The sequence below is a fragment of the Bacillus sp. FJAT-18017 genome (assembly GCF_001278805.1).
Classification (GTDB): Bacteria; Bacillota; Bacilli; order Bacillales; family Cytobacillaceae; genus Bacillus_D.
Map to the genome: position 1 here is coordinate 1,294,108 of NZ_CP012602.1, position 26,226 is coordinate 1,320,333.

General features: G+C 46.6%; 21 protein-coding genes and 1 pseudogene. 10 read left to right on the forward strand and 12 right to left on the reverse strand.

Features of this window, described 5'->3' with window-relative positions; translation table 11 throughout:
• Positions 1–96: 96 nt before the first annotated feature.
• Both AM500_RS05835 and AM500_RS05840 read right to left on the reverse strand, forming a co-directional pair.
• Positions 97–2,631, reverse strand: a complete 2,535-nt coding sequence (locus AM500_RS05835; protein ID WP_053598392.1) for a metallophosphoesterase — start codon at positions 2,629–2,631, stop codon at positions 97–99.
• The gene (locus AM500_RS05840) at positions 2,631–3,968 is read right to left on the reverse strand and encodes a class I SAM-dependent methyltransferase (protein WP_053598393.1); all 1,338 of its coding nucleotides are present in this window, start codon (positions 3,966–3,968) and stop codon (positions 2,631–2,633) included. Before AM500_RS05840 ends, AM500_RS05835 begins: the two co-directional genes overlap by 1 nt.
• Before the next feature lie 592 nt (positions 3,969–4,560).
• Between AM500_RS05840 and AM500_RS05845 the strand changes: the two genes are divergently transcribed.
• Entirely contained in the window at positions 4,561–6,609 is a 2,049-nt protein-coding gene (locus tag AM500_RS05845; protein ID WP_053598394.1) for a catalase, read from the forward strand.
• 99 nt (positions 6,610–6,708) lie between these two features.
• Here the strand turns inward: AM500_RS05845 and AM500_RS05850 are convergent, their stop codons facing one another.
• Positions 6,709–7,890, reverse strand: a complete 1,182-nt coding sequence (locus AM500_RS05850; RefSeq protein ID WP_053598395.1) for an ATP-grasp domain-containing protein — start codon at positions 7,888–7,890, stop codon at positions 6,709–6,711.
• A gap of 295 nt (positions 7,891–8,185) precedes the next feature.
• On the opposite strand from AM500_RS05850, the gene AM500_RS05855 reads away from it, so the two are divergent.
• Positions 8,186–9,568, forward strand: a complete 1,383-nt coding sequence (locus AM500_RS05855) for a M28 family peptidase (RefSeq protein ID WP_053598396.1) — start codon at positions 8,186–8,188, stop codon at positions 9,566–9,568.
• A 110-nt stretch (positions 9,569–9,678) separates the two neighbouring features.
• Complete coding sequence (locus tag AM500_RS05860) at positions 9,679–10,437, forward strand: GNAT family N-acetyltransferase (RefSeq protein ID WP_053598397.1); 759 nt, start codon at positions 9,679–9,681, stop codon at positions 10,435–10,437.
• A gap of 107 nt (positions 10,438–10,544) precedes the next feature.
• On the opposite strand, the gene AM500_RS05865 is transcribed toward AM500_RS05860, so the two are convergent.
• Positions 10,545–10,829 (reverse strand): hypothetical protein, encoded by a 285-nt coding sequence (locus tag AM500_RS05865; protein WP_053598398.1) that lies wholly within the window; start codon positions 10,827–10,829, stop codon positions 10,545–10,547.
• A gap of 305 nt (positions 10,830–11,134) precedes the next feature.
• Between AM500_RS05865 and AM500_RS05870 the strand changes: the two genes are divergently transcribed.
• Entirely contained in the window at positions 11,135–12,049 is a 915-nt protein-coding gene (locus AM500_RS05870; RefSeq protein ID WP_053598399.1) for a nuclease-related domain-containing protein, read from the forward strand.
• 530 nt (positions 12,050–12,579) lie between these two features.
• On the opposite strand, the gene AM500_RS05875 is transcribed toward AM500_RS05870, so the two are convergent.
• Entirely contained in the window at positions 12,580–13,500 is a 921-nt protein-coding gene (locus AM500_RS05875; RefSeq protein WP_053598400.1) for an MBL fold metallo-hydrolase, read from the reverse strand.
• Between the two features lie 200 nt (positions 13,501–13,700).
• Here AM500_RS05875 and AM500_RS05880 point away from each other — a divergent pair, with 200 nt between their 5' ends.
• The 3 genes from AM500_RS05880 to glsA all read left to right on the forward strand — a co-directional run bounded on the left by AM500_RS05880 (position 13,701) and on the right by glsA (position 17,604).
• Positions 13,701–14,912, forward strand: coding sequence for a Bcr/CflA family efflux MFS transporter (locus AM500_RS05880; protein ID WP_053598401.1), 1,212 nt, complete (start codon positions 13,701–13,703; stop codon positions 14,910–14,912).
• Positions 14,913–15,199: 287 nt separating this feature from the next.
• Entirely contained in the window at positions 15,200–16,393 is a 1,194-nt protein-coding gene (locus AM500_RS05885; protein WP_053598402.1) for an LL-diaminopimelate aminotransferase, read from the forward strand.
• A 281-nt stretch (positions 16,394–16,674) separates the two neighbouring features.
• Complete coding sequence (gene glsA, locus AM500_RS05890; protein WP_053598403.1) at positions 16,675–17,604, forward strand: glutaminase A; 930 nt, start codon at positions 16,675–16,677, stop codon at positions 17,602–17,604.
• Positions 17,605–17,660: 56 nt separating this feature from the next.
• On the opposite strand, the gene AM500_RS05895 is transcribed toward glsA, so the two are convergent.
• A complete protein-coding gene (locus AM500_RS05895) occupies positions 17,661–17,918 on the reverse strand; it encodes a hypothetical protein (protein WP_053598404.1) in 258 nt (85 codons plus the stop codon).
• A 151-nt stretch (positions 17,919–18,069) separates the two neighbouring features.
• On the opposite strand from AM500_RS05895, the gene AM500_RS05900 reads away from it, so the two are divergent.
• Positions 18,070–18,795 carry an SH3 domain-containing protein gene (locus AM500_RS05900; RefSeq protein WP_053598405.1) on the forward strand — a complete coding sequence of 242 codons (726 nt, stop codon included), beginning with the start codon at positions 18,070–18,072 and terminating at the stop codon, positions 18,793–18,795.
• 40 nt (positions 18,796–18,835) lie between these two features.
• Here AM500_RS05900 and AM500_RS05905 read toward each other — a convergent pair whose 3' ends face one another.
• Positions 18,836–19,132 (reverse strand): hypothetical protein, encoded by a 297-nt coding sequence (locus tag AM500_RS05905; RefSeq protein ID WP_053598406.1) that lies wholly within the window; start codon positions 19,130–19,132, stop codon positions 18,836–18,838.
• Between the two features lie 236 nt (positions 19,133–19,368).
• Here AM500_RS05905 and AM500_RS05910 point away from each other — a divergent pair, with 236 nt between their 5' ends.
• Complete coding sequence (locus AM500_RS05910) at positions 19,369–19,590, forward strand: hypothetical protein (protein ID WP_053598407.1); 222 nt, start codon at positions 19,369–19,371, stop codon at positions 19,588–19,590.
• Between the two features lie 192 nt (positions 19,591–19,782).
• On the opposite strand, the gene AM500_RS25370 is transcribed toward AM500_RS05910, so the two are convergent.
• The 5 genes and pseudogenes from AM500_RS25370 to AM500_RS05925 all read right to left on the reverse strand — a co-directional run bounded on the left by AM500_RS25370 (position 19,783) and on the right by AM500_RS05925 (position 23,622).
• Entirely contained in the window at positions 19,783–19,929 is a 147-nt protein-coding gene (locus AM500_RS25370) for a hypothetical protein (protein ID WP_156319758.1), read from the reverse strand.
• A 314-nt stretch (positions 19,930–20,243) separates the two neighbouring features.
• On the reverse strand, positions 20,244–21,170 hold the full coding sequence (gene tagU, locus AM500_RS05915) for a polyisoprenyl-teichoic acid--peptidoglycan teichoic acid transferase TagU (protein WP_053598408.1): 927 nt from the start codon (positions 21,168–21,170) through the stop codon (positions 20,244–20,246).
• 153 nt (positions 21,171–21,323) lie between these two features.
• A pseudogene (locus tag AM500_RS26385) lies at positions 21,324–21,413 on the reverse strand (LPXTG cell wall anchor domain-containing protein); the annotation flags it as partial.
• 321 nt (positions 21,414–21,734) lie between these two features.
• Positions 21,735–22,454 carry a response regulator transcription factor gene (locus AM500_RS05920; protein WP_053598409.1) on the reverse strand — a complete coding sequence of 240 codons (720 nt, stop codon included), beginning with the start codon at positions 22,452–22,454 and terminating at the stop codon, positions 21,735–21,737.
• Positions 22,447–23,622, reverse strand: coding sequence for a sensor histidine kinase (locus AM500_RS05925; RefSeq protein WP_053598410.1), 1,176 nt, complete (start codon positions 23,620–23,622; stop codon positions 22,447–22,449). Before AM500_RS05925 ends, AM500_RS05920 begins: the two co-directional genes overlap by 8 nt.
• Positions 23,623–23,794: 172 nt before the next feature.
• On the opposite strand from AM500_RS05925, the gene AM500_RS05930 reads away from it, so the two are divergent.
• Positions 23,795–26,173 (forward strand): M20/M25/M40 family metallo-hydrolase, encoded by a 2,379-nt coding sequence (locus AM500_RS05930; protein ID WP_231688117.1) that lies wholly within the window; start codon positions 23,795–23,797, stop codon positions 26,171–26,173.
• Positions 26,174–26,226 lie beyond the last annotated feature (53 nt).

Below are 26,226 nucleotides of genomic sequence, written 5' to 3' on the forward strand. Positions count from 1 at the left end.
CGGTTCTCATTTGCCAACTGCAGAAGAGAACCGTCCTTATTTGTGTCTCCCGTCATGGTTATTCTAAAACCGCATATATTTTTGCTGAAATCTTCCTTAAAGTCTCGGATCCAGTTCCTTCTCTCTTTGCTCTTCAAAAAGAAGGTTGGCGACGGTTTGCTGGAATGGCACATTGGTTTCGTTGATGGTGCTGGCCGGGTGTACGAGCATATCCCTGCCCAGCCTGTGCTCGTTAAGAGACGTTTGCAGCTTTTTCGCAATCGCCTTTTCCTTTAACAGCTTCCTGTATTTATGCGGGAACGTATAATCGTAGCCATAAACAATTGTCAAATACTCCGGATTGCGCACCTTCATGAACGGCACCACACCTGCCATATCTTGCTGGGGCTTGATGACAACGCCTTCCATACCTTCATCCATCGTCAGCGTTTGAAAAAATTCCTCGGCCAAAGCAAACGAAGCATCCTCATTTAGGTTCAGCACAAGCTGGCGGTCTCCATTTACCAGCGAATAAATCTCCGACGTCCTCATCTCCGGTATTTCCTCACGCCCATCTTCATAAACAATCTTCAGGACATTGAACGGCTTGTAATGGACTTCGGACTCCTTGCCATACAGCTCAAGCTGGCGTTTGAACACCGCGCTCGCCTTGATGTGCTCATCAAGCGGATGATACGTATCGAGAATCTCATCCATATCCTTATAATTGCCGTAAGCGGTCGTGCCAAAGTCGCGTACCAAATCCTTTTTCGAGCTCTTCACCTTCGCAGCCTTAAAGCCGCTTGTTTCATACTGTTCAACAAGCTTGCCGAACTGCTCCTCAAAGCCATTTTCCTTCAAATAGGAGAGCTCCGTCTCAAGCGCTTTTTCAACGACCTTGAACTGCTTGTCGATCAAGCCCTTCCCAAGCGCGCTCCACGGCAATAGCTCACCGTCCAGAACCAGCATCCGAACGCCGTTTCTCTCCATATAATCCGAAAACTTTGCCAGAAGAGCCTCATACACAGGCCCAAGCTCAACATGATTCACCTTGAACCCATTCCGGCTCGTCGCATAGCTTTCTCCCTTCGTCAAATAAATCGTACAGCGCGACCCCATATACTTCGGCTGCAGCACAACCTCAGCGACACCCTTATTCTTGAAGTAATAGAGGCCTTCCTTCAGCGACTCCAGCACCCCGGCCGCCAAATCCTTATTCGCCGGGCTCATCGTCCCCGAAATATAATTAATCTTATTCTCCAGCACATAGCCTAGCCGCTTCCTCGAAGACTCCTCCAAATTCGCAAGGTCAACTGCCTTTTCTTTTTTTGAAAAAAGGACAGGAAGTTCGGCACCCTGGCCGGCCTTGATCGTCCGATAAAATGGTTTATTACCGTTCAGCGTCACGCTTGTCAGCGTATTTCCGTGCACCGCTCCGGTATCGATGCCAAGCTTCTTCTTCAGCATCACCACGTCTTTTGTGGCAATATGGCCCCAAACGTGGAACGGGTGGTTGTTCACCGCTTCCTCTTTTAAAAAGTGGAGCCCGTCCTCGATGTTGGAAAAATTGGTCGCGAACCGGCGCTGTGCTTTGCGCGAATCCTTGTCGAGCTTGCCGAGGTATTTATTTTCGCAAGGCGCATGGGTGATGTAATACCCGGGCTGGGTCAGGCCGATAAACCGATAGAAATCCTTCGCGAGTGAAAACAGCTCCTCGAACTTAGCCCGCGAGTCGGTATCCTCCTCGAAATGAGGGATGCTGTCGAAGTACAGGCTGTTGTTTTCCTTGATGTTTCCGTTCAGGAAATGGTAGACAAAGTTCTCATGGTTTCCTTTTACAAATAGAAAATGGTCCTTATTATTATAAAGGAAGTCGATTGTCGCCTTCGTGTTGCCGCCCTTGTCAATGTAATCGCCGATGAGGACGAATTTTTTATCTGCATTTTTCTCGTCTGGGCTCATCTGGCCGTCGGTAATCGCGAAGCCGTGCTCCTTGACGAGCTCCTTCAATGCATCCACCTGTTCATGTACGTCCCCGATAATGACATAACGGTGGCCGTGCGGAAGCAGGTGGGATAGATACTCGTCTCTGTCCGCAGCAACGATTTCAACTCCTGTGAAATTTTTCTCGCGAATACGGTGGATTGCGTCGAACCTATTCCGCTTCAGATTCGGCAGAACCTCCTGGCGCATCCGGGTCAGCTGCTGGGCGATGATTCGCTTGCTTCGGTCAGAAGCATAATGGTCGCGGATATTTTTGTAATCAAACAAAAGAATCTCGACGCGGTAGTTATTTTTCCGGCCAATCTCGAGGATGTTATCGCGGAAGCCCTCCGAAAGCCCGGTTGTATCGACGATTGCATAATCGCAATTAATCGGGAACTGAGTGACAAGGTCAAGCTTTGTGTACAGCAGGCTGAACGCCTGGGCGCTTGCCTCCATCATGTTTTCGTTGTATTTGTCATATGCGTAGCCAAGAATATCCTGACGAATGCTGTCCGACGACAGGTACTGTATGTTCGTCCGGTATCCAGTCGCCTCGTCCGCAAACTGCAGCGCCGGAATCAGCGTTTCGGTTACGAACGTCGTTTTGCCAGCCTCCGAAGGCCCGACGGTTAAAAAAATCGTGTGAGTATGTGCTGAAATCCTCATTAACCTTCGTCCTTTCCGGTTGTAAGTGCGGGTTCTGCCGACAGAGACAGGCTTCCCTTTATGACAGCGGTTTGCGTTACAGGTTTTCTTTTAAAAATAATTGCCTGGGTTGTATGAATTCCGTCCACCGAGTCGCCAATTCCGACGCATTCAGCTTCGATCCCAGCAGGCAGGATGCTCTTGATCCATTTTTCAAACGCTGGGCTGCCAAGCTCCCATTTATGGTCGTTATGCCTTGACTCGATTGAATAGTACGTATTAAAGTCCTGGTTCGGTGTTGTCAGAAGGAATGTGTTCCAGTTTACGGTTTGCAGAAGCTGCTTAACCAGTTCCTCCGCTTGGTCCATGCTCATATGCTCGATGACTTCGGTCAGGATGACATCGACGTCCTCTCCGTCATATGTATCAAGGAACGCTTCAAGCGAGTTATAGAGTACGATGTTATCAACTTCCCTCACGCGCATTTTGTGGGAGACTTTAGCGCGCGCCTCGTCATCAATGTCGATTGCATGGACGAACTGCGGCACGATTTTTTTCGCATACGGCAGACTGTACGCCCCCTCACCGCAGCCGACATCAAGGATTGGCCGCTCGAACGTGAGATTCTTCGTAATCCACGCCTGCCGCTGCTGGGCCGTACTTCCATAGGCGAGGTCGAGCTTATAGCGGTTCGTCTGCTGCAATTCTTCCTTATACTTGTAAAATTTATCCTTCGACACGAACGCATTCCGCGCGAACAGGTAGCGGATGAAATATGGGGCATCGATCGTGTTGATGCTCCGCAGGAATTTTTCAACAATTTCATTATTCAGGTCAATATATTCCTTGCCCATAATTGTCAGGAACAAGAACAGCACGTTGGCATAGTTCAAGAGCTCGTGTACGGATTTCTCGGTTGTGACACTGATTCTGGCATTTTTATGGGCCAGCCACTCCCACTCAATCTCGTAATCTTTGAAATGAGTTTTGAAGAATGAGAGATAGTGCTCATTTTCGATATGGGTCATGTTGACAGTGAAGCTGTTGGTGAAGCCCACGCTGTCCTTTTCATGCCGCTTTTTCGAGGCTGTCGAGAAAAAGTCTGCTATCACGGTAAGCGGAATCCGTGGCGAATTGTACCGCGACACATTCAGGTATTCAAACTTCTCTTCTTTATTTTTCGGGAACGAAATCTCATTATCGGCATCCTTGAAATAAATGCTGTACGCTGTTGGCCTCGGATACCATCCGAACGCCCGTCCCTTACGAATTCCCTTCACCAGCATCCCGCTCGCAGGATTCTTGGAAATGATATAGGAAAAATCCGGATTCAGTGAAGACACTTCGAGAATACTCATCCGCGCACTCTCCTTTACAGGTTATTACCATTAACAGTAAATGCGGAGAGGGGCATTGGCAAGAACTTTTTTCGGCAGAACCTGGGGATGGTTCTCGTTAGCCGCGGCGTGCATAGAGAGGCAGTTCTTGGTTGCACATCAATACAAATACAGTTTCGAGGATTAATCTCTCAATGCCTGCCCATAATTAATCCACAATGAGATTTCGTGGATTAATCTCTTGCTACCGATCCACGATTAATCCAGCAAATAGGGTTTAGTGGATAAATCTCCTGTTGCCCACCCACGATTAATCCAGTAAATAGGGTTTAGTGGATAAATCTCCTGTTGCCCACCCACGATTAATCCAGCAAATAGGGTTTAGTGGATAAATCTCTTGTTGTCCACCCACGATTAAACCAGCAAAAAGGTTTAGTAGATAAATCTCTTACAGCACTTATAGCGAAGAGAAATTACGCCGAAAGCGGAAAGCTCCTCAATTATAAAGAGGCGTGAGACTTAAATGATATTCCCGTTTTTTTTCGGCCGGGAAGGGTAGAGGGAGTTGGGAGCTCTTTTAGAGCAATACATATTAAACATTAGGAGGATGATGATGGGAGATAACCGCAATTCCGAGATGAATAAGAAGCAGGAGCAGCTCGAGCAGTTTAAGGTGGATGACACGGGCCAGAAGCTGACGACGAATCAAGGTTTAAAGGTGTCAGAGGATGAGTTTTCCCTTAAAGCCGGTGTCCGCGGACCAACGTTGATGGAAGACTTTCATTTCCGTGAAAAAATGACTCACTTTGACCATGAACGGATTCCGGAAAGGGTCGTTCATGCCCGAGGATTTGCTGCTCATGGTGATTTCCAGGTGTACGAGTCATTGAGGGAATATACAATGGCGAAGTTCCTGCAAGATCCTTCAAAAAAAACGCCAGTCTTTGTTCGGTTCTCGACAGTACAGGGATCGAGGGGTTCGGCGGAGACGGTCCGTGATGTCCGCGGGTTTGCGACTAAGTTTTATACAGAGGAAGGGAACTATGACCTTGTGGGCAACAATATGCCGGTTTTCTTCATCCAGGATGCGATTAAGTTTCCTGACTTTGTGCACGCTGTGAAGCCTGAACCGCATAATGAAATGCCACAGGCGGCGACCGCGCACGACACGTTCTGGGACTTTATTGCCAATAATCAAGAATCGGCGCATATGGTGATGTGGGCAATGTCGGACCGCGCTATTCCGCGCAGCTATCGGATGATGGAGGGTTTCGGTGTTCATACATTCCGATTTGTGAATGAGCAGGGCAAGGCACACTTCGTCAAATTCCATTGGAAGCCAGTTGTCGGTGTGCATTCACAGGTGTGGGACGAGGCCCAGAAGGTTGCCGGTAAGGACCCGGATTTCCATCGCCGCGATTTGTATGAAGCGATTGAAAGAGGCGATTATCTCGAGTACGAACTAGGTGTGCAAATGATTCCTGAGGAAGAAGAGTTCCGGTTTGAATTTGATATTCTTGATCCGACCAAGCTATGGCCTGAAGAAGAGGTTCCGGTCAAGCTCATTGGAAAAATGACATTGAACCGGAATGTCGACAATGTGTTTGCCGAGACTGAACAGGTTGCCTTCCATCCTGGACATGTTGTGCCAGGAATAGATTTCACGAATGACCCGCTGCTGCAGGGAAGGTTGTTCTCTTATACTGATACACAGCTATTGCGACTTGGCGGACCGAATTTCCACGAGCTGCCGATCAATCGCCCTGTCTGTCCGTTCCACAACAACCAGCGTGATGGCTTTGGCCGCCAGACAATCAACAGGGGCCAGGTAAGCTACCACAAGAATTCTCTTGCGCAAAATACGCCTGCACCAGCTACTGCTGAGGAAGGCGGTTATGTGCATTATCAGGAGAAAGTCGATGGGCAAAAAATCCGGGCTCGCAGTGACAGTTTCAAGGATCATTTTTCCCAGGCGTCGATGTTCTGGAACAGCATGAGCCCGCCTGAAAAGCAGCACATCATTGATGCTTTGACCTTTGAACTCGGCAAGGTGAAATCACCGGATGTACGCCAGCAGGTTGTTGATATGCTCGCAAATGTCAGCATGGAATTGATCACTCCGGTTGCTAAAAGCATTGGTGCCAGGGTGCCGGAGCCGAGAGAGCCCGCTTCGTTAAAGTCATCGCCGGCACTAAGCATGGCCAATACGGTAAAAACTGCGAAATCCCGCATGGTTGGAGTTCTAATTGAGGAAGGGTTTAACGGAAATGAAATAAAGGGGATTTTTGATGCTATAAAGGCAGAGGGAGCTATACCTGCGATTATTAGCGAAAATCTTGGTTCAATTCGAGGCACCGATAATTTTGAACTTCCTGTTGAATTCTCCTATGTAACAGCCGATTCTGTAATCTTTGACGCAATTTACATTGTTGGTGGTTCGGAAAACAGCCCGAAATTCAAAAAGACAGCCCTGGACTTTGTACAGGAAGCATTTGAGCACTACAAGCCAATTGGCGCCACGCACGCCGGTGCGGAAGTCGTGGAACAAGCCGGTATTCTCGGACAGCCTGGTGTCATTGCGGGGTCAGACCCCTCAGAGTTCGCTGCCCAGTTTGTGCATGCTATTGCCGCACACCGTTTCTGGGATAGGGAAGTTGTGTAAGTGCATTAAACAAACCCGCTAAACAGTAATTCAGTTTAGCGGGTTTACTTTTACTATTATAAATACTACTAAAGAACGTTGGCCGGACGAGAACCGTCTTTAGTTCCACCCTTTTTGGCTAAGTTGGTCCTCTAAGCCGATGATTTCTTCTTTCGTGTCGCCTGCGAGGATGGCGCTGATTCTTGTTTTTGCATCTTGCCCGTCTTCTGGCTTGTAGATGGATAGCGGGAAGAGGTCACGATTTTGGATCAGCTGTTTGCAGTCGTTATAAAACTCCTCCCAATCGGCCTCGATTTCCCATGTCCGGTACAATAGGTATTCTCTATCCGTGGAACTTAGAATACTGTCCTTCAACAGCAGGGCAGGCGTTGAAGCGTTCAGCCTGAAGTTGAGATCGATGCAGACAATCCGCCCGTCTGTCGTGGTCAGGATGTCAAATCCGCCAACGCCGACATAATCGAGCTTTGCGGCGTTTTCCATGATTTTTTCGCCAACGGTCATGACTTCATCAGGTGCCGCCTCACAGTCGCTTATCCAATTTCCGCGGTGATTTCCTTCCTCTGTCGTGATTTGCTCGGCCGCTCCAAGGCAAACAATCTCACCCTCGTGCGTCCTCGCAAATTGAACGCAATAGTTTTTTTCGATTTCCACGAGTTCCTCCACGACAATTTGTTCGCTGTCCTTGAATTCTTCCCAGGCCTTCGCGACATCTTCTTCCGTTTGGCAGAGAGCTACATCGATGCCGCCTCCATTCGGAAGGTCGGTTGCTGTTTTTAAAACAAAAGGCAGTTTCCATTCCTTCTTGACGCGGTCGAGCTCTGTTGGTTTGACTGCCATCCGCCGCGGATAGTGGCCTTCGGGAACAAGCTCCGACAGGCTCGCTTTGTTGTTCAGGTATGAAAGCAGGTCGGGCTTGATCCAATACCCTTTCTCCGGAATTTCCTCGGGAGGGTAAATTTGATTAATTACTTGTTTCGTATCATTTTCAATACAAGAGTTTATCACGCTTTTAATCGACTCTTCGTCGTTGTATACATAAAGGCTGGACGGCTCACTGATTCCGGCAAGCCGCATCAGCTGAAGAGATTCTTCCGTAATGACACGTTCATTGGCCACTACCGGCATCTCACCTGCAATCGACAGCGGAGCACCAGTGCGGAAATCATCAAAGTCAACGTTGTCGGTCGGTATCCAGCCAAAGCCCGAGTACGATGTCCGCGGGTTGAGAATAAATTCAGGTCCATATATATCAGCCAAAGTTAAATTTGGGTTTACTTGCATGCTTCGTCACCTCTCTGATGAGTCCTAGTTTGTTTGTATATGAAATAACCGCTGACAGGAACATTCAAACGTGCTAAATATAGGAAGATAGTAGAGCGTTGGCATGAAATGGGCAGCGGGGAGCGTAGACCGATTTTTCAAAAAAGAATAGAACTAGGGTAAAAGTCTTATAAGAATATTCTGAATATTAGTAATTTAGTTGGTTGTTTTTGGGAGAATAGGTGGGCTAGGATATAGGTGTGACTACCAGACTGCTAATCAGAGATTAGTAGTCTATTATTTTAGGGGGGATTGGATGGTGTTACGGAGGAAAGGGTTAAAGGTTGCGGCTTCATTATTGGCGGTTTCGATGGCATTTGGTTCGGTAGGGTATGCGGCGAATGATGGGGCGGGTAAATCAGCCTACTCTCAGGACCAGAAGGTGATTGCGAGGGTCGATGCTGAGCGGGCGATTGAGCATGTCCGGTATTTATCCGAGGAAATCGGGCCTCGTCCGGGCGGGCTTGAAGCTGAAAAGCAGTCTGCAGATTATATCGCGAGAGTGCTAAAGGGATATGGTTACGATGTGGAGTACCAATACTTCCCGGTTGCCGATCAATACATAGGGGCTGCTAGTTTTGGTGACGGCACATCGTGGCAGATGGGCGCTGCTCCGAATGGGAAGATTAGCGGCGAGGGCGTGACAGCAGAGGTAATTTTTGTAGAAGGTGGAACGAACCTGAGTGACTTCCCGGCTGATACAGCTGGAAAAATTGTTGTCATGGCAAGGGGAGCCTCGACTGCAGATTACCGGGCACAGGTGAATAATGCGGTTGCAAAAGGTGCAGCCGGTGTTATCTTGCAAAGTTTAGTCGGAAGCCGCGGCAACTATGGGCAGACGTTCAATCCTAGCTTAATTGGAAAAGTCAATGTCCCTGTCTTTGGCGCAGCATTTATTCAAGGGGAGTGGATCAAGGAAAAGCTTGCGAATGGCCCTGTTGAAATGACGTTGACAGCCGAGCAATTTAGCAATCTCCAGTCGGTAAACGTCATCGCAACAAAACCTGCGAAATCAAAGGACGATGGGAAGCAGGTTATCCTTGGTGCACACCATGACAGCGTCGTCGGTGCTCCCGGCGGCAACGATAATGCCTCGGGTGTCGGCTTGATGCTTGAGCTTGCGCGTGTGTACAAGGGCTACAATACAGACAAGGAAATGAAATTTATCGCATTCGGCTCGGAAGAACGCGGGCTCCTTGGTGCTAGGCATTATGTGAACCAGCTGTCCCAGGCTGAAAAGGACAATATTGAAGCGGTCTTTGTTCCGGATATGGTTGCGACCAGCTACGGACCAGCGAAAAATCTGTATGCGATGACACCTGACGGCAGCAGGAATGCAGTAACGGACTCTACAACAGCGGCTGGCGCGCGTCTTGGAAATTCTGATATTTTACCAGGAACGTTCGGCTCCAGCGACCATGTTCCGTTCCACCAGGCTGGAATACCTGCGGCGCTGTTCATCTGGATGGGTGTCGACAGCTGGAATCCGCTCGTCTATCACATCGAAAAGGTTTACCATACTCCGCAGGACACAATCGAGGACAACATTTCGGTTGAACGGATGCAATCCGCCCTTGACGTTATCGGCTCCGGGTTGTTTGATGTCGTCAGGAAGGATGTACCAGCGTTGAATAAGTAATAATATAAGGGACGGTTCTTAGCTTCCTCGGAGGCAACGAACCGTCCTTTTTTCATATATTACAATTTATGGTATTGTATTAGTATTATAAACAAACAAGGGGAGAAGCTGTGGAAACGATTGAAGTGATAGAGATAACCGAAGAAAACCTAGACGACCAAGGCTGCTTTTGCTTGCGCAGTAAACCTAATTCACAAGGATACAAAAATAAAAACAGTTGGCTTATGGGAAGATTTGATGAAGGTTTAAAGTACATAAAAATAATGGAGAATGGCAAACAAGCGGGGTTTATTGAATATACTCCGATTGAATATTCTTCACGAGTTGTATTTGGTGAAAATTATTTGGTTATTCATTGCTTATGGGTTAGCGTTACAGGCAAAGGGTATGCCAGTAAATTAATCCAAACATGTCTTCAAGATGCAAAGCAACAAAATAAGGCCGGGGTAATCGTGATTACAAATCCCGATACTTCCTGGACACCAAGTAAGGAGATATTCGTAAAGAATGGCTTTGAAGAGATAGGCCGGGCCCCTTACGGATTTGGGTTGCTTGTCCATAAATTGCACCCTTCACCGGACCCCTTTTTTCCAAATGATTGGGAGGAGCGGCTCGGACGATTTAACGATTTGACAATAATCCGGACACAGCAATGCCCATTTGTCGATATCGCAACTGAAAACATTGTAACAGGAGCAGCCAGGCTGGGTATAAGTACAACCATTATTGACATCAAAACCCGAGAGGAATTGATGGCTTTTTCGCCAACCCCATTTGGAGTCTATGGAGTAGTTTACAAGAACAATTTAATTGCCTATCACAGACTCACTGTACATTCCGTAATAAAACGATTAAAAGCCCTTATCTAGCATTCTTGTTTAACCACAGATGGCGGCTGTGGCACACGAGAACCGCCCTAGTTCCCCTCAACGAAATTAAGAGAAGGCATTATTCGCTGAATGCCTTCTCGCTTTTACTAGATTAATATTGTCCCCGCTACAAACACGCTGAACAGCAGTCCCAGCAATGTAGCAAACATGGCAGCTCCCATCAGGATTGCTCCATGGGTGCGGCTCCGGTCAAAGAATGTCATTGCACCCATATACAATGCTGCCCCTCCGAAGAGAAGCGGCAGGAACACTACTGAAAGAGCGACGAACAGCCACCCTAACAAAATATAAAGAAACCCCTTTTTATCCTGTGCTTCCTTCTCAACTACAAATGCAGCCTGCCCGCAGTGTTGGCACACATTCGCTTCCATCCCCATCATCCTTCCGTTTAATATGGTTTTCACTAATAATGGTGTTAAAAACTATATAAGTATAATATTTCCTCTGCTTTTATTTTATTACAATTGTCAGAAAAAAGACACATAAAATTCACGAAAAATTCAAAAAATATTTAAATTTGAGAAGGTCTGTTTCGGTTGGTGTGGAAAGTAGCTACGTAAGCCCGGAAACTAAGGAATTGGGCATGCTAAGCTCTGCTATGTTTTTGGCGTAGTATTCTGGCTGACGATGGCGCGTTTTTCGCGTCGACCAATTTTTCCAAAGGAAGGATGAGAGTATGGCGTACAAAAATCGGTGTAAGTCTAAAAAGCTTGTCATTTATGATTCGCTGGCGGGACGGATGAAGCTGTCTGATGACGAGTGGTCGTATTATTGTAATTTGGTAAAGGGATTTGAGGGGGAGGTGCAGTTTGATGGTTTGACGGAGCAGCTGCAGTGTGAATGCATTGTGCTGAATGATTTGCTGCTGGAGGTTGGCGGCCGGTTGTTTCAGATTGATACGCTGATAATTACGGCGGACCTGATTTATTTGTTTGATGTGAAAACGTTTGATGGAGAGTATTTTTATGATTTTCGAGAGGATCGCTTGTTTAAACGGCCTAAATATGAGGTTGATAATCCTCTAACCCAGTTGAAAAGATGTGAAACTGTGCTCCGCCAGTTGCTCCGCGAGTTAGGCTATTCTTCCTTCCACATTAATGCTTCAGTTGTTTTCGTCAATTCCGAATTTACTTTGTTCCAGGCTCCTCTTGACAAACCTTTCATTCTTCCTACTCAGCTTTATCCTTTTTTGCGAAACCTGAATAATGCGCCTGCCGGTTTGGGTGATAAGCAATGGCGGTTGGCGGAAAAACTGGCTGGCCTGCATCAAAATGAGTCACGTTATGATAAGTTCCCAACGTATACATTTAAGGGTTTGCGGAAGGGGTTTAGATGCTGGAAGTGCGGGTCTTTGTCTGTGACGGTGGTGGGCAAGAAATGTGTCTGCGCATGTGGCGAGGAGGAAAAGGTGGTTGACGCGGTAATCCGGCAGGTGAGGGAATTTCAGATGTTGTTTCCGGATGAACCGGTTACCACAAAAATTATATATGAATGGTGTGGTGGGATAGTAGAGTCCAAAAGAAGGATAAATAATATACTTAGGCAGAATTTTAAAAAAGTGGGAGCTGATAAACTAGCCTATTATGAATGAACTGCTTTATTTGGTGAGAAAAGGCAAAAATTTACCTAGTCCCATTTCGTGGATTAATCTTGGAACAGCGATTGGAGATTAATCCACGAAACCAATTTAGTGGATTAATCGTGGGTGGTCGCACAGCAGATTAATCCACGAAACCCCATTTAGTGGATAAATCGTGGCACGGCAACAGGAGATTAATCCACGAAACCCCATTTAGTGGATAAATCGTGGTCGGTAACAGCAGATTAATCCACGAAACCCCATTTGGTGGATAAATCGTGGCACGGCAACAGGAGATTAATCCACGAAACCCCATTTAGTGGATAAATCGTGGTCGGTAACAGGAGATTAATCCACGAAACCAATTTAGTGGATAAATCGTGGCCCTGTAACAGGAGATTAATCCACGAACCCAATTTAGTGGATAAATCGTGGTCCTGTAACAGGAGATTAATCCACCAAACCAATTTAGTGGATAAATCGTGGTCCTGTAACAGGAGATTAATCCACCAAAGTCACACTAATATATAAGTGAAAGTTCCCTAGAAAACACTCTCCCCAATCAACATCACCTTCAAACGCTCCTCCGGCAGCCCCTGCTCGGCCCACGCGCGCAGCAGCCGTTCGAGCGCTTCGGGGCCGGTGTCGTCGGCTAACCGGTAGGCGCCGTAGTGCATGGGAACAAAGCGGCGTGCACCCAGCTCAATAAACGCCTTAACGCTGTCCTCTGGTGAAATGTGCGAGGCGGCCATGAACCACTCAGGTTCGTAGGCGCCGATTGGCATAAACACCGTATCGATTTCGAACTTGGCTGCAATCTCTTTGAACCCACGGAAGTAACCTGTATCACCAACGAAGTAGAAAGTTTCTCCTCCTTCGCCATTCCGTTCGAACACCCATCCGCCCCAGTGGGAGGTATTCATATCGTTCAGCGATCGCCTTGTCCAATGCTGGGCCGGTACAAAGTGGATTCGCAACCCGCCAAACTCCTCGCAATCCCACCAGTTCATTTCGACAACTTTTCCAAAGCCTTTTTTTAAAAAAAGAGCCTTTAAGCCTGCCGGAACGAAGTATTGTGGATTGCCCTTCAGTTTCCGGAGGGTAGGGAAGTCGAGATGATCAAAATGCCCGTGGGAAATTACTACGATGTTAATTTCCGGGAGCTCGTCCAGTCGAAGGCCAGGCTCAGTCAAGCGCTTCTGAAATCCCATCCGCTTCGCCCAAACTGGGTCAGTGAGTATGTTCAAGCCGTTGAGCTGGATCAAAAATGTGGAGTGGCCGATCCAAGTGTAAGATTTCCGACTGCGATTTTCCGCTAGTTCCTTCACTTTTTTAACAGGGCTTTGCTCGATGTTGACCGTTAAATCCTTCACCTTACTGCGGCGTTCCTTTTGCCATCGCCGCATGTCCTGAAATGTTTTATTGTTTGACACGTTGTCTAAATTGGCAAACCTCTTCATAATGAACCACCTTATATCCAGGAATTGTATAGTGAGTATAGCAGAAAACTTGATGGAGAGTACATTTCTACTATCGCAGGTGGCTTAATGTAAGAGGGTTGCCCACCGACCGACCCTAATTAGAAATACCTTCTAGTGGACACATTGCCAACTCTGCCCTACACTAAAACAATATTTTCATCGTTGGAAAGGTGTTTTGGTGTATGTTGAAGAACCCTACAGGAAAACAGCGGATTGGTTTGGCATTTCTTCTTAGTATGCTTTCTATTTTGGGTCCGTTGAATATTGATATGTATTTGCCGAGTTTTCCGGAAATCGCGGAGGACCTTGGTGCCCAGGCTTCACTTGTGCAGCTCAGTCTCACAGCTTGCTTGCTTGGTATTGCGGTCGGACAGCTGATTGTTGGGCCGATTAGTGATTCAAAGGGGAGACGGAAGCCGCTTTTGATTTCCGTTTTTCTTTTTGCGCTTTCCTCACTGTTTTGCGCATTGGCGCCAAATATTGAGATGCTGATTGTTGGCCGTTTCATGCAGGGATTGACTGCGGCTGGAGGAATTGTCCTTTCCCGGGCAATTGTGAGAGATATTTTCGATGGTGAGGCTCTGACGAAGTTTTATTCGCTTTTGATGGTGATTACGACAGTAGCACCGCTGGTTGCGCCGATTGCCGGCGGGCTGATCCTCCTATTGCCATTTGCAAATTGGGGAACGATCTTTTTGTTTTTAGGCTTAATAGGATTCATCATCCTGGCTGTTGTTGGAATCAAATTAAAGGAAACATTGCCTGAGGAGCAGCGGACACCAAGCTCGATCGGCTCGACTTTACGGGCAATGGGCGGGTTGTTAAAGGACCGTTCATTCATGGGATATGCCCTTATTGTCGGCTTTATCCACGGCGGAAGTTTTGCATATGTGTCAGGGACTCCTTTTGTGTATCAGGGAATTTACGGAGTTTCCCCGCAAACCTTCAGTATTCTTTTTGGAATAAATGGCATTGCGTTGATTTCAGGAAGTTATCTCACTGGCCGTTTTAGCGGACGGGAGAGGGCACTTTTGCGGACGGCGGTGCTTACAGCATTAACTGCCACGGCAGTCCTTTTAATCATGACATTTGTAAAAGGCCCCCTCGCTTCTCTAGTAATTTCGATTTATATTTACATGACCGCGATGGGTGTGGTCCTGACCAGCTCTTTTTCACTTGCGATGGAAAAGCAGGGACATCGGGCTGGAAGTGCTAGTGCGTTTTTGGGGATGTTCCCTTTATTGATCGGCTCTGCTGTTTCCCCGCTCGTCGGAATCGATGAAACAACCGCGGTACCGCTGGGAGCAATCCTTTTTACTACTACATTAATAGGGGCAATCTCCTTCTTTACACTGACGAAGGGGACAAAGGATGCACAAAAGAAAGTTGCTTAGGTTTGCTTTTAAAATCGACCGAAGTTCTCCGCGGGTGAGAGTTTCTTTAATTAGAGGCTAAATAATCGAATGAAATTTTCGCAAGTGAGAGTTTCTTTATTAGAGTGTAGATAATCAACCGGAATTTTTTTGAAGGTCAGAGTCCCTTTCTAAGTAATAGACGATAATCCATTTCAGCAATGTGTGAAGCAGGGAGTGTTCCCTGCTTCTTTTCCTATGTGGTATACTCTATAAAAATATTAATTAAAAATTTCGAAATCTACATATCAAAAGGGGACTCGGGCACAATGAATCTAGTTGCTTCCACTAAAATGGAAAAGTTGACGACGGGAATTTTTACGGAGCTTGCCAATCGTAAACAGGGATGCCTCAAACGGGGTATGGATGTGATTGATTTAAGTGTCGGCAGCCCCGATTTGCCCCCGCCGAAACAGGTTATGGATACCATTGCAGAGTACAGCATGGATCCGTCGAATTATGGCTACACGCTGAAAGGGACAGCTGAATTTAATGAAGCTGTCAGCTATTTTTACAAAAAGCGGTATGGGGTTGAACTTGATTCGTCCGCAGAAGTACTCCAGCTGATGGGATCGCATGACGGGCTTTCGCACCTGGCGATTGCGCTGGTTGATCCGGGGGAATATGTTCTTGTGCCCGACCCGGGCTATCCAATATACGAAGCGGGTGTAACGATTGCCGGAGGGAACATCTATCCAATGCCACTGTTTGAGGAAAACGGGTTTTTTCCCGTTTTCGAGGATATACCGGAGGACGTTTTAAAAAGAACAAAAATGATGATTCTCGGTTATCCGGGAAATCCTGTCCCGCAAATTGCAGACCGCCGTTTTTTCAAAAAGGTCGTCGAATTTGCGAGGAAGTATGAGATTCTCGTTGTCCATGACTTTGCCTATTCCGAGCTCATTTTTGATAGCAATCCCCAAATTAGTTTCCTGTCGGTTGAAGGGGCAAAAGAGGTTGGAATCGAGTTCAACTCGCTGTCGAAAACATTCAATGTTGCCGGGTGCCGGATTGGCTATGTTGCTGGGAATGCCCAGGCGCTGCAAATCCTTGCCTCGTTAAAGTCACATATGGATTACGGGGTGTTTCTACCAATCCAGAAGGCAGCCACTTCAGCCTTGACTGGGGATCATTCCATCCTCGATGAACAGGTAAAGGTGTATGAAGAGCGGCGGAATGTCTTAATAGAAGGGTTAACAAAAGGTGGGTGGAAAGTCGATTCACCGGCGGCAACGATGTTTGTATGGGCCAGGATTCCTGAAGGGTGGACGTCCCGTCAGTTTGCCTTCGATTTGATTGAAAAAGCCGGAGTGGCCGTCGTCCCGGGTGACGCGTTCGGCAAACAGGGAGAAGGGTACGTACGTATCGCGCTTGTCCAGCCAGCTGATAGGCTTGCTGTGGCAGCCGAGCGGATCCGGCAGTTTTTAATAGCTAACCCATCTGGGGAAACAGTCGAAGTATAGTTAGCGGCCAACCAGCTTCACTACAAACGAAAGCAGCAGGATTTCAGTGTCCATGGCTGCTTTTTAAATTACTGAAGAAATAACAATTAGTTGGAAAATTAAAAGAGTTGATTAAAGCGGAAGGCGCAAAGGCTTGTTTGAAAATCTTCATTAAACAATACTACCGTATAGTTTTCGTGCGAGGATTATTCTCCGAAACTTGGCTTTGTTGAGTGGAAATCAATCGTTAATATGACCTTTATAAAAGAAGCGTTTGGAGCATACTAAGAGCGGTGATGAATATGCTCTGTAAATCAAGCGAGGAATTGATTGCGCTGGTGGAAAAAGCGCGACCTGTTACGGAAAAAGGGAAGGTGGCCGATTATATCCCGGAGTTGGGAAAGGCGAACCCCCATGACCTGTCAATTGCCGTCCATTATCCGGATGGAAATTGCATTGCGGCAGGAGATGTAAATAAGAAAATCACCCTTCAAAGTGTTTCAAAGGTAATTAGCCTGGCTCTGGTGCTGATGGACCGCGGGTATGACTATGTGTTTAAGCGGGTTGGAATGGAACCGACGGGTGACCCGTTTAACTCGATTGCCAAGCTTGAAACGATGGGGATTGCCAAGCCGTTGAATCCGATGATCAATGCGGGAGCGCTGGCTGTGACGCATATGATCAAGGGGAGTTCGGTCGAGGAAAGGCTTGAGCGGCTGCTGAGGTTTATCCGTGACATGGCGGGTGCCGAGAATATTGGCTATAACGAGGCTGTCGCCAGGTCTGAATTTGAAACGGCTCATTTAAACCGGGCTTTATGCTATTTTTTAAAACATCACGGAGTAGTCACCGAGGATGTCGAGCCGCTCATGGATTTATATACAAAGCAATGCGCGATTGAAATGGATTGCCGCGACCTGGCCGATATCGGGTTGGTGTTTGCGATGGATGGAATGAATCCGGCAACAGGAAAGCGAATCATGCCCCAGGATGTTGCGAGGATTTGCAAAACCTTCATGGTCACTTGCGGTATGTACAATGCTTCTGGTGAGTTCGCTATTAAGATTGGCATCCCAGCCAAAAGCGGTGTCTCCGGCGGAATCATGGGCGCCGTCCCCGGCAAAATTGGAATAGGAATCTTTGGCCCCGCCCTGGATGAAAAGGGCAACAGCATTGGCGGAATCAAACTGCTGGAGCTGCTGTCCGAAAAATATAGCCTGAGTATGTTTTAGGCAGGGGAAGCAGTAACCACATTTAAAGAAGGTGCGTATTAGTGTGCGCACCTTTTCTATTTATAAAGCTTTTTCCGAATATCGTGAAGGATTGATATCATCTCTGCAATAGCATACAAAATGATAAAGCTAAAGGTTCCGCCTGCAGCATAGGTAAGGAATTTTTTCCAAGAGAAGTTTTTTGAGGTATTGGTAATATAGTTATAGGGTGTTTCCTCTATCGCCAGGTAAAAACCGACTACAATTGCCAGGGTTAAAATCGTGCCTGCCAGAAATCTTACTAGTAGAGCCCACTTGTTTTCCTCTTCCCCCATGAAATCGCCCCCTTTACTTATGTCTATTATAATTTCATAAGTGGAAACAAACTCCATAAATTTATTTATATTTTTTCATATGCGGTATATCAAAGGCAAACAGAGAGTATGAGTTAAATAGAAATGATTTCCATAAGGGAAGGGATGCTGGATGGAGCTTGTAGGGAAGGGTCCGGGAATGGCGGGGAGTAAACTTATTAAATGGTTGGTGGCTTTTATACTGGCCATTGGAATATTTGTCCCGTTCAATCGTGTTGAGGCGGCAGCAACGACAGGTGTCGTCGATGTGAAGAGCGGCCTGTTGAATGTGCGAAGTGGCCCGGGAACGAAGTATAAGGTTATTGGCACGCTAAAAAACAAAACAAAAGTAACTGTTTATTTTATCAAAAATGGCTGGGCGCAAATCAAGTATAAGTCGAAGAAAGCGTATGTGAGCGATAACTACTTGAGATTTTACAAAAAGATGTCTGCAGCAACAGCGGAGAAAATCACCGATCGGGCCATCAGTATCCAAAGGGTGACGTGGGAGCGGAATTATACAAAGGCAAAGATTTACTCAATCATGGCACCTGGATTCACCAAGGGATTTACGGACAGGTACTTTAAACAGCAATTCCGGACGGCCGGGAAGGATAAATCCGGCACCCCTCTCTTCCATGTGATTGAAACGGAAATATGGGGCTTGGCGATTTACCCGATTGATTGGGAGCTGGACTATGAACCGAAGAAACCAACCATCACCAACTATGTGAAAAATGGCAGGGAATATCTCATGGTATCCCAGTATCATGTCAACGAAATGAGAGGGAACTTTATCTCGACAATTTATTTTTATAAAAGCGGGTCGAAATGGCTGGTGTACGATCATAAAGATTAGAATAGAAGAAACCACCCGATTGAACTGGGTGGTTTTTCGGTTATTCCTTGGGGTTTCCGTTCACGAATGACATCTTTTCCCGAAGTTCAGTTATAAGCTTCATGTCTTCCTCATACATAAGGTCGTCTCTGTATTCCTTGGTGAACGTGTGTTTTTCGGATCCTGTATCAAGAACAAGATCCACTTTTATGTGCAGGGAGTCACCTGCCGTGCTGTCCTCATCTCCAAGCGGTGTTCCTTCTTGAGGGATTTCGCTTTCGTTTAAAAATAACGTTGCCTGCCCTTTTGCATCTTCCGCTTTTGACAAAAAGTCAGTAAGTGTTTGGGTTTCAGCCATTCTTATCACCTCAATTAACCTTTACCTTTCGGTTCCAATTGTTAAACTGCCCAACTGGGATATTAACCATGCAGGATAGAGTTAGTTCGTGATTATAGTAGAAAAGAGTAATAAGGGACGGGAAGTTTTGGACGAATTTCCAGTCTTTTTACGTTACAAATAAGGTTGGGTGACGATGTTTTTGAATGAGTTGACAGCTGAGGAGAAACAAACGATTTTGAAGTTGGCGCATTTAATTGCGAACTCGAATGGAATCATCCGCAGCAATTGCAGACCGCTATGTGATGTTCCGCAAATATTTTCTCAAAATGGAAGAAGGACTGCTCTCAGGCAACGTCAACCAGGTATCCTTCGACCTCGACAACATCCTAGGCGCATTCGGCAACACCCTCCAATTCAAAAACTTCCAGCAATTCGACACCTTCATGCTCGACACCGGAAGCACATTGAAATTGTAGAATAAGGGTTAAATAGGGGTCAGACCCCTGTTGTGGACATTTTGTTAGAAGTGTCCGTGTGGTATGGACAGGCTGGGTGGTGGTTTCTTTTATTAAGAGGTGTCTGTGGGATGCCTCTTTTTGTTTGGGATTAAGTTAGTGATGGGGCTTGTCTTTTTGATTTGCTTTATTATGTTTAGTTAGGCTACAGGGTTAGAAGAGGTTTGCGATGGTTTTGATGTATTCGGGTTTATTGTAGAAAAGCCAGATGGCTAGGCCAAGAATGAGAATAATGGCTATATTCAAGGCATATAAACTCCTTACGATCCAATCGGACTTTGTAGATTTATATTTTTTCATGTCGCTCGCCTTCTTGCATGGTTTTAAATTATTAGACGGTTTACTTGGACGGGAGGTTTCGTTTTTTTAGCGGAGAGAGCGGGGAGCTGTAAATTTGAAGATGCAAGCCGATTTTCTTAGAGAATTATTCCATAGTAGATCTGGATTTGCCAGCGTTCCTGAAAGTAAAAAATTCAAGGCGAAGAAAGGAAGAAGAAAATGCGAGTTTAAACCTTTTCGGTCATACATATTATTGAGTTGGTTGGCGAAATGCCAGGTAAAGACAAAAAGATAACAAACAAGCGGCTATTCATCAATAGCCGCTTGTTCAAAATTTAGTTTAGTTCGAGGTGCTGTTTCAGTTCGGTCTGGATTCGGGCCTGTTCTTCCTCAGGTACCAGATAGTAATAAATCTTATTTATTAATTTGCCGCCGCCTTTGATTTCCATCTGCTGAACATCACCGACCACGGATCGGTAATTCTTCTGGATATCCATCATTTGTTCAAACTGGAGATTGGTACGAACGTTTTTACCTAGTGCGCCAAAAATATCGCCAAAGTTAGTTAGGGAAGAAAGGGACGCTCCTTCCTTAATAACCGCCTGGATAATATCGCGCTGTCTGTTCTGACGGCCGAAGTCTCCTCGTGGGTCCTCGTATCTCATTCTTGCATATTTTAGAGCGGAGTCTCCATCTAGCGTGATTTGGCCTTTCGGGAAAGTTTCACCATCGGAAGAGAATTCGAATGAATTCGTAACTGTTACTCCACCTACAGCATCAACGATATCCTTGAACCCTTCCATATTTATTTGAGCATAATAATCAATCGGAATATCAAGAAATTGTTCAATACTGTCCATTGACATTTCCACACCACCGAAAGCATAGGCGTGATTTAGTTTATCCTCTGTTCCTCTTCCAACGATTTCAGCACGAGTATCACGGGGGATACTCAGCATTTTAACAGAATTCTGATTAGGATTTACGGTCAGGACGATCATTGTATCGGAGCGGCCACGGTCACCTTGACGCTCGTCAACACCGAGGACCAGGACAGAAAAAGGTTCTTTTTTAGTTAGTGTGACTTGTTCAGTCCGTTTTGGTGATTTGTCGCGGTTAATTGGCAGATGCATATCATCAACTGCAGCGTTTAATGATCTATATACTGTAAAGGCATATGTTCCTACCGCTAGTGCTAAAACTAATAAAGTGACAAGGGTGAATTTAAGCCAGCGTTTCTTTTTCTTTTTTTCAGTTCTCAAGGTTGTATCCTCCAAAATTAGTAAAAGGCTTCTACTAGAATACCAAAAAATTGAAGTCGTGACTATAGTATTATGGAGAAATTTATATTTTTGTCAAAAGGTGTCAAAAAATGAAAAACCATCCCTCTTCCGAAGAATTGGGATGGTTGATTGTTAGAGTCTAATTTTCCTAGTTCTAATAGCAATCAGAAGACCAGCAGTAATCATTAATGCGCCAAGCATCATATAGTTGTTAGCATTTGTTGCGGTGTCTGGGCGCCGATTTCAGAATATGGACGATGAGGTCACTGGTCAACTGAAGTACAAGGCTTATTTCGGCTGCAGAATGTTTTCCATCGCCTCCACGAGATAAACCCACTACCGGAAAAGACTTTGATTGCATGCCCGTCGAGCAAAGGCAGAAATCAATGTTTGAGAGGGATATAGACAGAAGCTTTGGGAAGAACTAGGATTAAATTCAAAGAAAGGCCGTGTCCACGGTATCAATCTTTGACATGGCCTTTTCTTATAACAATTACTATTGGCAGGATCCGGTATTGGAGGTACCCACCACCTTTATGCCCCCTAAATAATTCCTTCCTCTTTGGCTTTGAATACCGCTTTGGGACGGCCGGTGACATCGAGTTTGGAGTAAATGCTTGAGATGTAGTTTTTGACGGTGCCTTCGGTTAGGTAGAGGTTTCGTGCGATTTCTTTGTTTGTTGAGCCCTTGGCGAGATGTTGCAGGATTTCGGTTTCGCGTTCTGTCAGGCCGTATGTAAACGGTTTCCTAGTGGAAGCCGGTCCCAAGCTGGTGTTAATTATGGGGTCAGCCCCCGGTTGCCTGTTTGCGGCGGCAGACCCCTGAGGATCCTGGTTCCTTACCGGGTTGATCCATTCGGAGATTAGCTGTTTGGCGACTTCCTGGGTGATGAGTGTGCCGCCATGGTGGACGAGGCGAATGCCAGCGGCTAAGTCTTTGGGATGGACGGCTTTCAGAAGATAGCCTTCAGCTCCCGCTGCGAGTGCATCCCGGACGGTGTCAAGTTCCTGGAATGTTGTCAGCATGATCACTTTTACCATGGGGAAATCTTCTTTAATTTCCCGCGTCGCCGAAACTCCGTCCATTTCGGGCATATTAATGTCCATCAGAACGATGTCCGGAGCATGCAAATGTACTTGGTCAATGGCAAGTTTTCCGTTACCGCACGTACTGACGATTTCAAAATCCACCTCCCCGCCGAGGACAATTGAAAGGCTCTCACGAATCAATTCCTGATCATCAGCGATTAACACTTTAATCATTTTCCATCCTCCTCTTTAAAATGGGTACTAAGCAGGTGACCTTAGTTCCCGTTCCTGGCCCCGACTCAATTTTCAATTCTCCATTGAGCGCATCAATCCGCTCTTTCATTCCATTTAACCCGAATCCAAAACCTGCAGTATCCATGCCGGTGCCGTTGTCCTTAATAGTGAGTGTAACCCTCGACGGATCTTCATTGAGAGTGACTAGAATCAATGTTGCCCCACCATGGCGAACTGCATTTGTAAGCGACTCCTGCAGGCAGCGGGTCAGCGTCAGTGTCACATTCAAGGACGCGGTGGCAGGACCCTTTACTGTATGCTCGAAATCAACTTGGATGTTGGTGTGCAGGACGAATTGGCTGGTGACTCTTTTTAGCTGTGCCGCGAGTTCTTCGGGTTCTCCGGCGGGGGCAATCTGGTGGATATGGTTCCGGATTTCACCCAGTGATTGGCGCATAACATCCCCGAGCCGTTCAACCTGTTCTTTTGCTTTAACCGGCGAGGTTTCAATCAGGTACGATGCGGCATCCAGTCCCATTATGACCGAGGTGAATGTATGGCCGACTGTGTCATGAAGGTCCCGGGCAAGCCTGTTCCGTTCCTCCAGCAGGGTGATTTTTTCAATCTGCTTCGCGTATTCCTCCAAAAGCTGGTTTTGCCGGCGGTTTTCTTCTAATAAAATATTCGCCCTTCGCTCAGTCTCTAGCACATTTGCAATTGCAATCCCGATCCCGTAAAAGAATACCCCTTCAATGACGCCCATCCCGAAGTGATCAAGTCCGACTGCAAGCACGGCCAAGAAGGGGACTATCGAAAATGCAGTCCACAGCCAGGCTCTTTTTTTACCAGAAGTGCTGTAAATCCCTGCACAAAGGGCTGGGTAGGCGAGAAAGGACGAAACTTCACCAAGAAAATAGCAGCCAACAATTAGGAATAAGCCGCTAAACATTAGCTCAAGGACTGGATGATAGGAAAAACTGAAATTGGCCTTTCTTTTTCCAGGCCATTGTGGGAATAGGAAAGCTGCAAAGAACAAGGGCAGCACAATCCATAATGATGGGGACGATTCCATGAATACAGGCAAAAGCACGAGGTGGAACAGGAACCAGATAATTCGGATGAGCTGTGCGGTTTTATAGACCCAATGGGTTTCGGTTTTTTTATCCATGAACAATTCCTTCTTTTTGAAAAAAATAGGACCTTCTAACTAATTCGGCGCGTTGTGGCATTCTCCTCTAATAGTCATAAAAAGTCATATGACCAGCTTTATGACTAAGTTCACTGTTTGGTGTGACCAGTCATGCCCGATAATGAAGCTACAAAGTTTCCTAGGGGGATGGATGATGAAGACTGTAGTGAACATGGAAGTGAAGGGGAAAGTGGGCAAAGCAGGGAAGCCCTTTTTAGCATATTTACTTGTTGCGCTGATTTTGATTGGTGCGATAGCAGCGAGTTTTTTGCAGCTGAGGACGCCCGAAGCAGTGAAGGCGACCGGTAAGGCAGATGCATTTTCGGCAGACAGGGCGTTTTCATACTTGGAAAATTTTGCGGTCAGGCCACATCCGCTCGGGTCCAAGGAACATGACCGAGTCCGGGATTACCTGCTTGAAACACTTGAAGGCTTCGGGGTGGAGCCTGAGGTGCAAAAGGCCGAGAGTGTTCATATGCCAAAAGGATTTATTACAGGGGGCACGGTTGAGAATATTGTCGCGCGGATTGATGGGAAGGACTCGTCTAAGGCGATTATGCTGGCGGCGCACTATGATTCGGTGCCTGGTAGTCCAGGGGTTTCGGATGATGGTGCAGGTGTAGCGGCGATTCTTGAAACGGTCAGAATTTTAAAAGAAGAGGGACCTTTGGCGAATGATGTAATCATTCTTTTAACAGACGGCGAAGAGAACGGGATGCTTGGGGCTAAGGCTTTTGTCGGGGAGCACCCATGGGCCGATGAGGTCGGGCTCGTCTTGAATTTCGAAGCGCGCGGGAATGAAGGACCATCATTTATGTTTGAAACGAGCGACAACAACGGCTGGCTTGTGAAGGAGTTTGCCGAGGCCGCGCCATCGCCGGTTGCACATTCTTTTATTTATAGCCTATATAAATTGCTGCCGAATGATACCGACCTTTCGATTTTCAAAGAGGCAGGACTTGCTGGAATGAATTTCGCCTTTGGTGAAGGCGTGAGCCACTACCATACGACGAGTGACAGCCTTGAAGAGCTTGATAAGGATAGCCTCCAGCATCACGGAGAGTATATGCTGAGTCTTGTAAGGCATTTCGGCGAGTTGGATCTTGGAGAGGACCGGAAAGGAAATCAAGTGTTCTTCAATCTTTTGGGCGGGGTGATGGCTACCTATCCTGAGTTAATGGTTTTCCAATTGATGCTGGTTGTAGTTGTACTGTATGTTCTAACGATGGTGCATGGTTCAAATCGTGGGTTGCTATCGGTTAAGGGTATGGTTGGAGGCTTTGCCGTTCAGCTTGGCGTGATAGCCGGGGCGTTCCTGATTGGGCTTGTTGGCTGGAAGCTGCTGACTGCTTTATTTTCAGATATGGCGTGGCTAATGGGTACGGACGTTTCGTTTGGAAAAATATATCTCGCTGGGTTTTCGTTAATTGTGTTTTCCTTCCTGGGCTTTGTATATACCAGGGCGGGGCGGAGGATGAAATTGGGCAGCTTGGCGATGGGAGCTTTGCTGGTTTGGCTCGTCTTTGCTGTCGCGACAAGCTTGTTTTTGAAAGCGGGAAGCTATGTGTTTGTCTGGCCGCTTCTATTTGCTTTAGTTGGAATGAACGTTGTGTTCTGGTTGAAGGAGTTTACGCGGAAGAGTATTGTGGTTGCGGCGGTGGCAGCTGTTCCGGCCTTCCTGATCGTGGTTCCGGTCATTTATTTGGTGCATATGCTCGTTTCAATTAATTTGGTTAGTGTGCTGATGGTATTGGTTTCGCTGCTGGGAGCCTTGCTGGTGCCAGTGTTTGGTTTGCTTGGCGGGGGTTCTGGAATGGGCAAGGGCGGCAGGACGATTCAGGGGTTGCTGCTTAGTGTCGGGCAGGGTGGAGGTGCAGTTCTGGCTTTGCTGCTGGTGACTGGCCTGGTTGTAGTTGCGGTTAATACCGTGAGCGTCGTGTCCCAGCCTACTGAAGAACATCCTAAGGCTAGCGACATCACGTATTTGATGGATTCAGATAAGGGTGAGGCGTACTGGGTGGCTCGCCATTCACTGGATGAATATTCTTCACACTATGTGAATGAAGACGTGCAGAAAGGGAATGTGAATGAAATCTTTCCGATACTGAATTGGCCCAATAGTTCTTTTGTTAAGGCTGAAATGTTTGGGTTGAAAGGCCCTGAAATCAAGGTTGTGGCCGATGAAGTGAAAAACGGTGTACGTGAGCTGGAATATGAAATTTCATCAGGCAGCGCGGCTGAAGAAATCATGGTCAAGTCGATGACAGAGCTTACCGTATCATCGCTTAAAGTCAATGGTAAAAAAGTCGACCTTCCTCAGAAGAAGTTTACAGAGGATAAACCGTTCCTAATGACCTACGTCGCCGCACAAACAGAAAAGCTCAACATGAAAATTACCATCGCCGCAGATGATAAAATCGACTGGATCATTGCCGACCGCACCTATAAAATCCCCGCAAAAAAAGCAAAACGGGGAGACCAATACAGCACCTACGGCGACAACACATTTATAATGACGAGGATTAAATAGGGGGGCAAAACAGGGGGTCAACATAGGGGTCAGACCCCTGCTGTGGACATTTT

Excerpts from the sequence above, each read along its gene's own strand:
- AM500_RS05865 (WP_053598398.1), bottom strand. The coding sequence starts at position 10,829 with ATGGAAGCGAATGTGTGCCAACACTGCGGGCAGGCTGCATTTGTAGTT.
- AM500_RS05880 (WP_053598401.1), top strand. The coding sequence starts at position 13,701 with ATGTTGAAGAACCCTACAGGAAAACAGCGGATTGGTTTGGCATTTCTT.
- AM500_RS05845 (WP_053598394.1), top strand. The coding sequence starts at position 4,561 with ATGGGAGATAACCGCAATTCCGAGATGAATAAGAAGCAGGAGCAGCTC.
- AM500_RS05920 (WP_053598409.1), bottom strand. The coding sequence starts at position 22,454 with ATGATTAAAGTGTTAATCGCTGATGATCAGGAATTGATTCGTGAGAGC.
- AM500_RS05835 (WP_053598392.1), bottom strand. The coding sequence starts at position 2,631 with ATGAGGATTTCAGCACATACTCACACGATTTTTTTAACCGTCGGGCCT.
- glsA (WP_053598403.1), top strand. The coding sequence starts at position 16,675 with ATGCTCTGTAAATCAAGCGAGGAATTGATTGCGCTGGTGGAAAAAGCG.
- AM500_RS05870 (WP_053598399.1), top strand. The coding sequence starts at position 11,135 with ATGGCGTACAAAAATCGGTGTAAGTCTAAAAAGCTTGTCATTTATGAT.
- AM500_RS05900 (WP_053598405.1), top strand. The coding sequence starts at position 18,070 with ATGGAGCTTGTAGGGAAGGGTCCGGGAATGGCGGGGAGTAAACTTATT.
- AM500_RS05895 (WP_053598404.1), bottom strand. The coding sequence starts at position 17,918 with ATGGGGGAAGAGGAAAACAAGTGGGCTCTACTAGTAAGATTTCTGGCA.
- AM500_RS05905 (WP_053598406.1), bottom strand. The coding sequence starts at position 19,132 with ATGGCTGAAACCCAAACACTTACTGACTTTTTGTCAAAAGCGGAAGAT.
- AM500_RS05925 (WP_053598410.1), bottom strand. The coding sequence starts at position 23,622 with ATGGATAAAAAAACCGAAACCCATTGGGTCTATAAAACCGCACAGCTC.
- AM500_RS05850 (WP_053598395.1), bottom strand. The coding sequence starts at position 7,890 with ATGCAAGTAAACCCAAATTTAACTTTGGCTGATATATATGGACCTGAA.
- AM500_RS25370 (WP_156319758.1), bottom strand. The coding sequence starts at position 19,929 with ATGAAAAAATATAAATCTACAAAGTCCGATTGGATCGTAAGGAGTTTA.
- AM500_RS05855 (WP_053598396.1), top strand. The coding sequence starts at position 8,186 with ATGGTGTTACGGAGGAAAGGGTTAAAGGTTGCGGCTTCATTATTGGCG.
- AM500_RS05885 (WP_053598402.1), top strand. The coding sequence starts at position 15,200 with ATGAATCTAGTTGCTTCCACTAAAATGGAAAAGTTGACGACGGGAATT.
- AM500_RS05840 (WP_053598393.1), bottom strand. The coding sequence starts at position 3,968 with ATGAGTATTCTCGAAGTGTCTTCACTGAATCCGGATTTTTCCTATATC.
- AM500_RS05930 (WP_231688117.1), top strand. The coding sequence starts at position 23,795 with ATGATGAAGACTGTAGTGAACATGGAAGTGAAGGGGAAAGTGGGCAAA.